The 12,459-nt window shown below is 43.1% G+C and carries 13 protein-coding genes; 9 read left to right on the top strand and 4 right to left on the bottom strand.

Annotation, left to right across the window (positions count from 1 at the left end; genetic code table 11):
* Positions 1-5: 5 nt before the first annotated feature.
* Together WG943_RS11855 and WG943_RS11850 are read right to left on the bottom strand one after the other, a co-directional pair.
* Complete coding sequence (locus WG943_RS11855; RefSeq protein WP_340409219.1) at positions 6-770, bottom strand: ABC transporter ATP-binding protein; 765 nt, start codon at positions 768-770, stop codon at positions 6-8.
* A gap of 28 nt (positions 771-798) precedes the next feature.
* On the bottom strand, positions 799-1,530 hold the full coding sequence (locus WG943_RS11850) for an MlaE family ABC transporter permease (RefSeq protein ID WP_340409217.1): 732 nt from the start codon (positions 1,528-1,530) through the stop codon (positions 799-801).
* A gap of 103 nt (positions 1,531-1,633) precedes the next feature.
* On the opposite strand from WG943_RS11850, the gene WG943_RS11845 reads away from it, so the two are divergent.
* From WG943_RS11845 to WG943_RS11810, 8 genes are all read left to right on the top strand, one after another.
* On the top strand, positions 1,634-2,341 hold the full coding sequence (locus WG943_RS11845; RefSeq protein ID WP_340409215.1) for an SDR family oxidoreductase: 708 nt from the start codon (positions 1,634-1,636) through the stop codon (positions 2,339-2,341).
* Positions 2,342-2,427: 86 nt separating this feature from the next.
* Positions 2,428-3,147, top strand: a complete 720-nt coding sequence (locus tag WG943_RS11840; protein ID WP_340409213.1) for an outer membrane beta-barrel protein — start codon at positions 2,428-2,430, stop codon at positions 3,145-3,147.
* Positions 3,148-3,154: 7 nt separating this feature from the next.
* A complete protein-coding gene (locus tag WG943_RS11835) occupies positions 3,155-3,868 on the top strand; it encodes an SDR family oxidoreductase (protein ID WP_340409211.1) in 714 nt (237 codons plus the stop codon).
* Positions 3,869-4,123: 255 nt separating this feature from the next.
* Positions 4,124-5,038 (top strand): gliding motility-associated ABC transporter ATP-binding subunit GldA, encoded by a 915-nt coding sequence (gldA, locus tag WG943_RS11830; protein ID WP_340409209.1) that lies wholly within the window; start codon positions 4,124-4,126, stop codon positions 5,036-5,038.
* A gap of 95 nt (positions 5,039-5,133) precedes the next feature.
* Entirely contained in the window at positions 5,134-5,862 is a 729-nt protein-coding gene (gene gldF / locus WG943_RS11825; protein ID WP_340409207.1) for a gliding motility-associated ABC transporter permease subunit GldF, read from the top strand.
* Positions 5,856-7,553 carry a gliding motility-associated ABC transporter substrate-binding protein GldG gene (gene gldG / locus WG943_RS11820; protein WP_340409205.1) on the top strand — a complete coding sequence of 566 codons (1,698 nt, stop codon included), beginning with the start codon at positions 5,856-5,858 and terminating at the stop codon, positions 7,551-7,553. Before gldF ends, gldG begins: the two co-directional genes overlap by 7 nt.
* 104 nt (positions 7,554-7,657) lie before the next feature.
* A complete protein-coding gene (dnaN, locus tag WG943_RS11815) occupies positions 7,658-8,782 on the top strand; it encodes a DNA polymerase III subunit beta (RefSeq protein WP_340409203.1) in 1,125 nt (374 codons plus the stop codon).
* Between the two features lie 168 nt (positions 8,783-8,950).
* Positions 8,951-10,279, top strand: a complete 1,329-nt coding sequence (locus WG943_RS11810) for a sensor histidine kinase (protein ID WP_340409201.1) — start codon at positions 8,951-8,953, stop codon at positions 10,277-10,279.
* Here the strand turns inward: WG943_RS11810 and WG943_RS11805 are convergent.
* Positions 10,276-11,316, bottom strand: coding sequence for an endonuclease/exonuclease/phosphatase family protein (locus tag WG943_RS11805; RefSeq protein ID WP_340409199.1), 1,041 nt, complete (start codon positions 11,314-11,316; stop codon positions 10,276-10,278). The two genes, WG943_RS11810 and WG943_RS11805, sit on opposite strands and share 4 nt — an antisense overlap.
* A 76-nt stretch (positions 11,317-11,392) precedes the next feature.
* Between WG943_RS11805 and gldC the strand changes: the two genes are divergently transcribed.
* Positions 11,393-11,734: a gliding motility protein GldC gene (gene gldC, locus WG943_RS11800; protein ID WP_340409197.1), complete on the top strand. Its 342-nt coding sequence runs from the start codon at positions 11,393-11,395 to the stop codon at positions 11,732-11,734.
* An 81-nt stretch (positions 11,735-11,815) separates the two neighbouring features.
* Here gldC and WG943_RS11795 read toward each other — a convergent pair whose 3' ends face one another.
* Complete coding sequence (locus tag WG943_RS11795) at positions 11,816-12,298, bottom strand: hypothetical protein (RefSeq protein ID WP_340409195.1); 483 nt, start codon at positions 12,296-12,298, stop codon at positions 11,816-11,818.
* Positions 12,299-12,459 lie beyond the last annotated feature (161 nt).

Raw genomic sequence — 12,459 nt, 5'->3', positions numbered from 1 at the left:
TACTTTCAGGCTTCTCCTTCCTCCACTTTCTTGGCATCGCGCATCAGGCGGTTAGCAAAAATAAATTCATTCAGCTCAGGTACGTCTGAATCCAGTATGTTGTCGCGGGTGCCTTCCCAGAGCTTTTTACCTTCGTACAGGAACATGATCTTATCACCGATCTCTATCACGGAGTTCATGTCGTGAGTAACTACTATGGTTGTGATGTTATACTCTTCCGTGATCTCCTTGATGAGGCCATCTATTTTGAGTGCTGTAAGTGGGTCCAGGCCTGAGTTTGGTTCATCACAGAACAAATAAGTACAATCTGGGGCAATGGCGCGGGCAATACCTACACGCTTTTTCATGCCACCGCTTAATTCAGAAGGCATTTTTTTGTTCGCATTCTCCAGACCAACACGCTTCAAACAGAAATTCACCCGGTCCAGGCGCTCGTCTTTAGGCATTTTGGCAAGCATCTTTAACGGGAACATCACGTTTTCCTCTACTGTCATAGAGTCGAAGAGGGCAGAGCTCTGGAACAGCATACCAATTTTGCGACGAATCTCCTGGCGTATATCCAGCTTGTTATTGGTAAAGTATGTGCCATCGAAGGTCACACTTCCAAGATCTGGTTTAATCAAGCCAACAATGCACTTTAACAGCACACTTTTACCCGTACCGCTGGCTCCTAAAAGCAGATTGGTTTTACCGGTTTCAAAAACACCGCTAATGCCATCCAGCACTTTCTTATCGCCAAAGGTTTTATGAATATTATGTATTTCTATCATTGATCAAATTGTAAAATGCTACACGCTGTTACAGCAGCAACTGGGCACAAACAAAGTCTGCAATAAGCACGGCAATTACACTGTTTGTTACAGCGGTTGTACTGGCTGCTCCTACCTCCAGTGCTCCACCCGAAGTATAGTATCCTCTGAAAGAAGAAATAGAAGAGATAAGGAAAGCAAATACAAAAGATTTGATAAGAGCAAAAGTTATGTTGTAGGGTACAAAATCTCCCCGGATACCCGTAATATACTCCTGGGCTGTTAAGGCATTTGTTACAGTGCCTGCCACGTAGCCGCCAGCAATAGAAAGAAACATAGCTAGAATTACAAGTAACGGAAATACAAGCAGCGCAGCAATTAATTTTGGTAGTACCAGGTAAGAAGCAGAGTTTATACCCATTACTTCTAGTGCATCTACTTGTTCTGTAATTTGCATTGTGCCAAGACCACCCGCTATACTTGAACCTACTTTACCAGCCAAAACAATGGAGGTTATGGTTGGTGCGAGTTCCAGAATAGTCATTTCCCTCACCATAAAACCGATAGTTGATCGCGGGATAAAGGCATTGTTCAGGTTATAGGAGACCTGCACGCAGGTTACGGCGCCAATAAAGGTAGAGACAATAGCCACAATAAAAATAGAGTTTATACCTATAAGTATGGCCTCGTCAATGGTTCTGTTAAATAGTATCCTCGGCGATTCTGTTCTGGTGAACAGGCTCGTCATAAACAGCAGATACTTTCCGAAGTGTTGCAGCATAAAGGGTTCAGATGCGGTTTAAAAGCATGTTGTTAAACAAAAATACGGTATTAATAACTATATTACGTTTAAAATCGCAAAACATATAAAACGGTACATATTTATGCAACGATACATTCTGGTTACAGGTGGTACAAAAGGAATTGGAAGAGCTGTAATAGAGCAGTTTGCCAAAGATGGTTTCCATATTATTACCTGTTCCCGAAACGCATCAGAGCTGCAAAAGTTAAAGATTGAGATAGAGCAGGGCCATACTTTTTCCAAAGTATTTTACAAAGAGGCAGACCTGAGCAATAAAGAATCAATGAAGGCTTTTATCGACTATGTAAAAGGGCTTAAGGTGAAGATTGATGTGCTGGTAAACAACAGCGGCCTCTTTATACCCGGTAAGATTACAGAAGAAGACGATGAGGCGCTTCCGTTTATGATCAACACCAACCTCTACAGTGCTTATTACATAACAAAAGCCTTTGTAGGAGATATGATCAAACGCCGTTCTGGCCACATTTTTAATATGTGCTCAACGGCAAGTATAACTCCATATATAAATGGAGGCTCTTACTGCATATCAAAGTATGCCATGTATGGTATGACCAAGGTGCTGCGCGAAGAAACCAAAGAACATAATGTACGAGTAACAGCCATACTTCCGGGGGCAACCTTAACGGCCAGCTGGGAGGGTGTAGACCTGCCGCCGGAGCGTTTCATGAAATCTGAGGATGTTGCCATGGCTATTCATAATGCCTATATACTTTCTGAGCATAGCGTGGTAGAGGAGATGCTGATCAGACCGCAGTTGGGAGATATCTAAGTTAAGAGTTGAGAGTGAATAGTTAGAGATTTAATCTACCAGCTGAGTAAAACTATTAAACCTATTATCTAACCAACCTATACTTTATGAAAGCATCTTTACCTCTTTTTATTCTCTGCTTTTTTGCAACAACTTATACTTTTGGCCAGAAGCTGGAAGTTGGCGTGCAGCTAAACTCTGGGGTATCTTGTTTCGGTGGCGAGTCTGCTGCAAGCGAAACAAGGCTGATTTATTATCCGAACTATCCGGGGCCTAAAGGTATAACTGAAAAATCTTACGGTAGTAAGCTGTCAGCCACTTACGGTATTTCAGCACAGGTGCAGCAGGTTTTCAGCAGTAACTTTTTGGTTGGAGCACAGGCAGGAGTAGAGTCTCTGAGAAGCAATGTTAATATTAACAGGGTAGAAGAGTACAGAAACAACTCACTGAGGGTGTTTGAGGCAGAGGGAAGTACAGAGCGCCGCTACGACCTGATAAATGTAGCGCCATACGTTGGGCGCAGGGTTAATGCCGGAGCTTTTGATGTGGACGTAACGCTTGGTACCGACCTGGGTTTAGCTTTCCATGCAGAAGAAAATGCAAAAGCAACCTATGCTAACGGAGAAGAGGCAAGTTCGAAGTATGAATTAAGCACATCTAAGCTTGATGTAAGGCCTAGAATTGGTGCTGCGGCATACTATCACAGTTTTGGTTTGTCGTTGAGCTATGCACATGGCTTAACAAACTATATGCAAAACTACGATGGGGCAAACCCTGAGGTATACATGCGTGTACTACGTGTAGGGTTGATCTATAAAATCAAATAAAGAAACTATGAATTTAGAAGGTAAAGTAGCGGTAGTAACCGGAGTTAGCAAAGGAATAGGTTTAGCCACAGTTAAGGCCTTGCTCGATAAAGGAGCCAAAGTTGCAGGCTGGGGCAGAACAAAACCTGACCTGGAGCACGAAAACTTCTTTTTTTACGAATGCGATGTGCGTTACAATGACTCTGTGATGCAGGCATTCGACCAGACATTTTCCCATCTGGGTACGCATATACAGATACTGGTAAATAATGCAGGGCTTGGCATTGCTGGTTTACTGGAAGATATGAGCATAGAGGATTGGCATACGATGTTCGAAACCAATGTGAACGGTATCTTCTACTGCAGCCGTTTGGTGGTGCCGGGCATGAAGGAGTTAGGAGAGGGGCATATTATCAACATTTCATCCATAGCAGGCACAACGGGTATTGAGCAAATGTCGGGATACTGTGGCACCAAGCATGCTGTGCGTGGTATTTCGCATTCCCTTTACAAAGAGGTGCGCGACTACGGTGTTAAAGTTACCTGCATCTATCCTGGTTCTGTGCAAACCAACTTCTTCGATAACATTGATAGCGTTACGGTAAACGAGAACATGATGCGCCCCGAGGATATTGCCTCTACCATACTTCATACTTTGGAGTCGCACCCGAACTATCACCACGTGGATATTGAAGTGCGCCCATTAATGCCAAAAGGAAGGAAGACATTAGGCAAAGAATAATTGTTTGGCGGGATATTTATACCTTTGGGACTTGAATCAGGATTTGGACTAAGATTTCTGGATTAGAAGATTAATAAGATTTTTGTGCCAAGCTGAAAGTATAGGTTTGCCAAATTGCTGCAGTATTAAGTTGTTCACTAAGCGTATCCTGAGCGACTAAATAAGACAGCAGGCTGGTACGTTATAATAGATTACTAATAAGTCTTTTGTCCTTTGTCTAGTATTCATTTGTCAAACATTAGTCATTAATATACTTTGTCTGTTGAAGTAAAGAACCTTACCAAATTATTTGGGACGCAACGCGCCGTAGACGATATTTCTTTCTCGGTGCAGCAGGGGCAGATACTAGGTTTCCTGGGGCCAAACGGTGCCGGCAAGTCTACCACCATGAAGATTGCCACCTGCTATCTTCCGCCAACAGCTGGCACAGTAGTAGTGAATGGCTTTGATGTAGTGCAAAACCCTATCGAAGTACGCCGCCATGTTGGATACCTGCCAGAGCACAACCCGCTTTACCTGGATATGTACGTGCACGAGTATTTGGCGTTTGTGGCATCGGTTTACGGACTTAAAAGCAAACACGCCAAAGCACGGGTGCAGGAGATGGTAGAACTGTGCGGCCTTACGCTGGAACAGGGAAAGAAGATAGGAGCCCTCTCGAAAGGTTACCGGCAGCGTGTTGGCCTTGCCCAGGCATTGGTGCACGACCCGCAGGTGCTTATACTCGACGAACCTACTACTGGCCTGGATCCTAATCAGATTGTGGACATCCGTGCTCTCATAAAGCAGATTGGGCAGAACAAAACTGTTATTTTCTCGACACACATTATGCAGGAGGTTGCCGCCATCTGCGATAGGGTCGTGATCATTAACCGGGGCAAATTGGTGGCCGACAGCGATGTGGCGAGCCTGCAGGCAGGAGGCAAAAACGAGAAGGTAACGGTGGTGGAGTTTGAGGCAGATGTAGATATCGCTATACTTCAAAGTATACCGGGTGTGTTGCGGGTAGAGCCGGTGCAGGGATATACTTATCGCATCACTTCAAGCAAAGAGGCCGATGTGCGTTCCAACGTATTCCGGATTGCTGCCGAACAAAACTGGCCGCTGGTAGGGCTGCGCCAGGAAGAAAATTCACTCGAAAAAATATTCCAACAACTTACTAAGAATTAAGAATTAGAAAGTATGAATCATGAATTAAGTGAGGGAGCAAAGTATACTCATTCATAATTCAGCATTCAGCATTCAGCATTCATAATTAAAATAGAATGTTCGCAATACTTAAAAAAGAATTTAACGGCTTTCTGAACTCCCTGATTGCCTACATCGTGATTGCGGTGTTTCTGGTGGCGATTGGCATGTTTATGTGGGTGTTTCCGGAGAGCAGTGTGCTGGAGTATGGCTTTGCCGACATGCAGACGCTGTTTAATATGGCTCCCTGGCTGTTCCTGTTCCTGATACCGGCCATTACCATGCGTACCTTTGCCGAGGAGAAAAGAGAAGGCACCATCGAACTGCTCCTGACCAAACCCATCTCTGACCTGCAGCTTATACTTGGAAAGTATTTTGCCGCGCTGCTGCTGGCTCTTTTTGCGCTGCTGCCAACGCTGCTGTATTACTATTCTGTTTATGTGCTAGGCAACCCGCAGGGCAATATAGATTCTGCTGCTGTGGTTGGTTCATACTTAGGTTTAATCTTTTTGGCTGGTGTTTTCTGTGCCATAGGCGTCTTTGCATCATCTGTTTCCAGTAACCAGATTATTTCCTTTGTGATAGCGGTTTTCTTATGCTATATCATCTACACAGGCTTTGATCTGATTGCCTCTATACCGATGTGGGGCAGCTACAGCTACATGATCAGCCAACTTGGAATCTCTTACCACTACAGCGCAATCAGCAAAGGCTTAGTTGACTCCAGAGATGTGCTATACTTTATCAGCGTAATAGCTATTATGTTACTAGCCACTACACTTGTATTAAAAAGCAGAAAATGGTAACAGCAACAGCACCAAACAAGAGCAAGCGCAGCTCCGATCTGCTGAAATTTGCAGCATGGGTGGTAGGTATCATACTTCTGAACCTACTTGCCGCTAACTTCTTTTTCCGCCTTGATCTAACAGAAGACAAGCGCTATACTATTGCACCTGTAACAAAACAGATGCTAAGCCAGCTGCCGGATGAGGTAGTGGTAGATGTATACTTAGAGGGTGACTTTCCGGCTGGTTTTAAGCGCTTGCAACAGTCTGTAAGAGAAACACTGGATGAGTTTAGAATATATTCCGGCGGAAACCTACGCTATAACTTCATAGATCCGAACGATATAAGCGACGAACAGCAGCGCAACGAGTTTATAATGAACCTGGCGAAGAAGGGCATTAACCCGACAAACCTCCGCGCGACGGAGGACGGTAAGCAAGTAGAGCGCCTGGTGTTTCCGGGAGCCGTTATAAAGTATAAAGGCAAAGAGACAGCTGTTAACTTCCTGAAAGGTAACTTGGCAGCCTCTGCTGATGAACGTCTGAACCAATCGGTGGAGGGAGTGGAGTTTGAACTGGCTACAGGAGTACGTAAACTGGCTTTTACAGGCAACAAGATCATCGGGTACATAACAGGCCAGGGTGAGCTGGAGATGAAGCAGGTTACCGACATGCTCGGCTCTTTGCAAGAGTACTACCGTGTGGCTCTCGGCGACCTGGACCAGATCCCGAGCCTGAATGACCTAGACCTGATCATCATAGCAAAGCCCACTGCACCATACTCTGAACTGGATAAGTATAAAATCGATCAGTTTATCATGAACGGTGGTAAGGCTGTTTTTTTTGTGGATGCCCTGAACGCTAACTTAGACAGTGTAGGAGCAGGAGGCATGTTTGCGTTACCATACAACCTAAATCTCGAAGACCTGTTCTTTCGTTACGGAGTGCGCCTGAACCCTACCATGATCATGGACCTGAACTCTGGATTTATACCTATGGTAACAGGCTATATGGGAGAAAGGCCACAGACTGAGATGATCAACTGGCGTTTTTACCCACTGCTGAACAACTTCAGTAAACACCCTATTACCCGCAACCTGGATGCTGTGTACACCAAGTTTGTAGGCACCATGGATACTGTAAAAGCTGACGGTGTGTTAAAAACACCATTGGTTTATACTTCCAAATACTCCAGAGTACTGCAGCCTCCGGTTCCGATAACACTTGAAGAAGCCCGTATGGAGGTGAACCCGGAGCAGTACCAGGAAGGGGAGCAGCCGGTAGGTTATTTGCTGGAAGGCAAATTCTCTTCGCTGTTTCGTAACAGGCGCGCACCAGCTGGTGCCCAGCAAACGGCAATTAAAGAGGTGGGAGTAGTGACTAAAATCGCTGTGTTTTCTGATGGCGACTTGATACGCAACGAAATTAACCCGCGTACAGGGCAACCCTATGAGCTTGGTTTTGACCGTTATAACAATGTTAAATTTGCCAATAAAGAACTTGCCTTAAATACAATTCATTATTTGTTAGACTCCGAAGGCCTGATTAACGTACGCAGCAAAGAAATTCAGTTACGCCCACTAGACAGAGTGCGTGTACAAGAAGACAAAAACTTTTGGCAACTACTAAACCTGGTGGCTCCAATTGTATTGCTGGTAGTGTTTGGCGTAAGCCGCTACTACCTGCGCAAGCACAAATACGAACGTTTTTAAAATTTATACTTTTTCGCATAAAATAGTGCCTAATCGCTATATTAGGTGGTGGCATAAATGCGATTTATTTATAACTTTGTCCAAATAACATTATAGCTACCATAATGAAATTTATCGTCTCTTCTTCTGCTCTCCTGAAGCAGCTTTCAAGTATAAACGGTGTGGTAACCAATAATCCTGTGGTACCAATCCTGGAAAATTTTCTTTTTGAGATCAATAACAGCACGCTAACCATCACAGCCAGCGACCTGGAGACATCCATGATCACGCAGCTGCCGGTGGAGGCGAAGGAGAATGGCCGTATTGCCGCTCCAGCTAAGATCCTGTTAGAAACTCTGAAAAACCTTCCGGATCAGCCTGTTACTTTCACAATTGACGAGGAGACGTATACAATCGAAATCAGTTCTTCAAATGGCCGTTATAAGCTGTCTGGAGAGAACGCAACTGACTTCCCGCGTGTACCAGTGGTACAGGGTGCCAATGCTATTGAAATACCTTCTAACGTTCTAAGCAGAGCGATCAACAAAACGATTTTTGCAGTTAGCAACGACGAGCTTCGCCCTGCCATGACGGGTATTTTTGTGCAGATGCGTAGCGATAATGTAACATTCGTAGCAACAGATGGACACCGTTTGCTGCGTTACCGTCGTACAGATATCGCTACTAACCAGGAAGCCTCCCTGATCATTCCAAGAAAGGCTTTCATGCTGTTAAAGTCTACACTGCCATCGGAGGCTACTGCTGTAAGAGTAGAGTTTAACCAGTCTAACGCTTTCTTTAGCTTCGACAACATCCGCATGATCTGTCGTTTGATTGATGAGCGTTACCCTGATTACGAAAACGTAATTCCAGTACAGAACCCAAACAAACTGGTAATTGATCGCCAGGACCTGTTAAGCTCTGTAAAGCGTATCTCTATCTACTCAAACAAAACTACGCACCAGATTCGCCTGAAGCTTAACGGTTCTGAAATGCAAGTTTCTGCTGAGGATTTAGACTTCTCTAATGAGGCTAATGAGCGCTTAACCTGCCAGTACGAGGGAGAGGATATGGAAATCGGGTTTAACGCAAAGTTTTTGATGGAGATGCTAAACAACATCGACTCTGATGAAATTACGTTTGAACTTTCCACACCTAATCGTGCAGGCTTATTAATGCCAATTGTTAACGAAGAGAACGAGAGCGTGCTGATGCTGGTAATGCCGGTAATGCTTAACAACTACGTTTAGTAAAAACTGACAAATAATATGAGAAAGGTGAGCCCGTACGCTCACCTTTTTTTGTTTTATACTTTTATTAATTTGTTAAGTGCAATATTAAAAAATAGTATAGTGCTGATATGCAAAGTATTATAACTGATTGGTACATTTGCTAAACTTTATTTTCAGCATTATTTGATGCAACTTTACTTATTCCGATCTGCGCCTGCCGCCAATGCTAGTGCGTTCAGTGATTCTTACCAACCTCATAACCTGAAGTGCACCCGCATGATGGCTTTTATCTGGCTATTTATCTCCCTAACAGTACTGGGCAGTAACAGCATATTTAATTACGCCGATAAATTTCCGGGAGCTGCTTTATTCAGGGTTGCCTACATCAGCTATGCGCTAACTGCTTCTGTTTCGCTGCTAAGTATTTATTTGCTGTTAAAGAAAGGACTTCCTAAAGCACACCCATACTTCAGGTACATTAACCTTGGCTATAGCTTTATGTTCGCTATCACTTGTTTGCTCATGTCTGTAGCAAACCAAGGTAACCCAATCAATAACATGACCATGTACCTAATGGGTATTATTTTGGTGGCGCTGCTGTGGGTGTTAGAGCTGAAGGAGACAATCACACTTATGATTTTGGTTGGTTTGACCTTTGCTATCGGTGTTCTGTTTCTTGATCTCAGCGATGCGCAGTTTATTGCCAACCAGACAGGATCCATATTTATACTTATCTTCTTTTTCCTATTAAGTCGTCTTAACTACACTTTCAGGGTAAACCATTTTATGCAGTTAGTGCAAATAGAGGAGAAGAACGCAGCACTGGAGGAAATAAGTAAAGCTAAATCCAAAATATTAGGTGTAGTGGCGCACGACCTTCGTGGCCCTTTTTCTAATATAGAGATGTTGGTAAAGCTTATGAAGCTAAAAGAACTGAACTCAGAGGAGAAGGCCAAATACTTGTCTATGATTGAAAAAAGTTGCCAAAACTCCAAAGCTATTATCAACGACCTGCTGGATATGGCCAAAGCAGAGCAGGGGAGAGACCATTACCCGATGGAGAAAACAGACCTCAGCGTGTTTGTAGAGCAGCAGTACCAAGAGTGGAAGGAGCAGTTAAATGATAATAGAAATTTGACTTTTTCTGCAGTTTCTGCACCGGTTTACGCTAGTATAAATTCAGATAAGTTTAAACGTGTGCTGGATAACTTGCTGTCTAATGCAGTAAAATTTACCAAAGAGAACGGAAGTATCAGCATTAATCTGAGCAGAAAGGATAACCAGATTCTATTACAAATATCAGACGATGGAATAGGCATACCACAGGATCTGAAACCTCACCTGTTTAATGCCTTCTCTCAGGCTGGCAGACATGGGTTACGAGGAGAGAAATCGGTTGGGCTTGGGTTAAATATAGTTCAAAAACTAGTGGAGCAGCACAACGGCATTATCACTGTAGAAAGCGATGAGCATACTGGTACAACTTTTAACCTCATGCTGCCTGCCCTTAATTAGCGTTTAGCCTTTTTTACTTGAATGTATACTGGGAAGTGATCACTGGCTCCTCCAAAGTATGTATTTCCTGAAAAAGTAGGAACTGGCGTGTTCTTATACTTTCCATACAAGAATTTAAGCTCCTCCGGATCATGTATTTTAGCAGATCCTCTCACAAACTCTATTTCTGCTCCGCTTAAAAGTGATTTGGATACCAGAATTTGATCCATCATTTTGAAATCGCCTCTGCTAAAATAGCTGCCCAGGCCATTTACATAATGCATGTAAAATGTGTTAAATAACTCCTCTTTATAATACGGATTTGGTCTGCCTGTCGCTTTTAGTACCTCTTCCATAACTTTAGTGCGTGGTTCTGCATCAAAATCGCCCATGACAATAATATTTGCATCAGGATTGGCAGCTTGTATGGCATTTATTTCTTTGCGTAAAGTAGCAGCTGCTATTCGGAGGCGGCTATCATCCTGCTGGCCACGGCGTGTTGCAGCGCGAGGCGGCCAATGGTTTACGAAAATAGTAACGGGCTCCCCCTGCAGCTTGCCGTTTACCTGTACAATATCCCTGAAATTAAGTTTAGAACCATAATCAACTTTGATATTGCGTCGAGATTCTACTTTGAGAGTGTTAGGTTTATAAAGTATGGCCAAGTCCAGGCCCGATGGATCATCTGTTTCGAAGTGAATGTATTCATACTTAGCCTTTTTAAGTTCAGGTGTTCCTAGTAAGTCCTGGAGTACCAATGCATTTTCCACTTCTGTGAGGCCTATAATTGCTGGTCCGTTGCTACCACCGATAGGTGCAATAGCCTGTGCAATTTTCTGTATCTTTCGGTTATACTTCTCTTGATCCCATTTCATACTGCCATCTGGCGTATAGGCATCATCATCTTTCTGAGGATCATTTATGGTATCGTATAGGTTTTGCGTATTATAAAAGGCTATAGTATGTAATTTACCAGCTGAGGGTGCAAAAACTCTGGAACACCCCATCAGGGTGCTGAGGGTAAAAATGAGTGATAGTGTTTTTATTCCGTAGCGCATCGCGTAACTTTGTACTTCTATGAGTTATCAAGCATAGTACGTGATATATATAGCATAAAGTTTAAAAACTTAGAAAATGAAGAAATCAGAAATATACTTCAGCATTGCCTTAGATGACAATAAAATTCCAGAAGCCATCAGCTGGAGAGCTACAGACGCAGGAGAGAAGATCCACTTCGCTAAGGCCATCAACATTTCGCTTTGGGACCGTGACGAGGCTGGCACCATGAAAATTGACCTTTGGACAAAGGATATGCCTGTTGATGAAATGAAGTATTTCTATATTGATACAATCGGGGCGATGGCGCAGAGTATTGCCACTGCAACAAGCGACAATGTAATGGCAAAAAAAATGCGTGACCTTTGCGAAGAGCTCATGAAGCACATTGAAGAGCAGCAGCAGAAGGGCAACTCTTAATTGCTTGTAAAATAAAAACTAAAGTATAAAAAAAGAGCCCCGCATGCGGGGCTCTTTTTTTATACTTTATAGGATACTTGGTTAGTTAAGGCTTACAGTATTTTCAACTTCGGCTTCGGCAGCTGATGCAGTTTGATTACCGTTCTGCTGATTCAAGCTGGCCATATAGTCTACTTCTGTTTGGTTGTAAACTTTACGATCTCCAAAGTACTCGTTATACTGTCTGGTGCTAAGAACGCTTTCTAATTTCGCATCACGCACACTGCAGATCTCCTTACACTTTTGATCTATTGCAGTTTGGTTTCCTGCAAACGTAGTTTCCACAGCCATTTTTTGAGCAACTACATCTTTGTTTATCTCTCTTAATTTACGAGACTGGTAGTTATTCAGGCCAAGGTCACGAATCATCATGTTAGAAAGGTGATCGGCTCTTTTTTCGGCAACAATTGCAACTTTCTTTTCAACAGTAGTTGTTTTTTTATCTGTTGCTTTAGGTCCTCCGTTTGCATTTGCTGCACCAGCGCATCCTATCATAACACATATCATTGCAAGTTGCTTTTTCATAATTTTTTCCTTTCTGTAGTTTATTCTGTTTTTCTTTCCTGTTTCTGTACAACGAATCAGAATTTCAAATGATTCCGATTTGTTGTAAAATTGTTTACATCTTATATAGTGCAGATATTATGCCAAAAAGGCTGATTTATCTAAATAAATCAGCCTTTTTT

It is taken from the genome of Pontibacter sp. H249, assembly GCF_037892465.1.
Lineage (GTDB): Bacteria > Bacteroidota > Bacteroidia > Cytophagales > Hymenobacteraceae > Pontibacter.
Note: the sequence above shows the minus strand (reverse complement) of the source record. Positions and strands in the feature narration are given on the sequence as shown.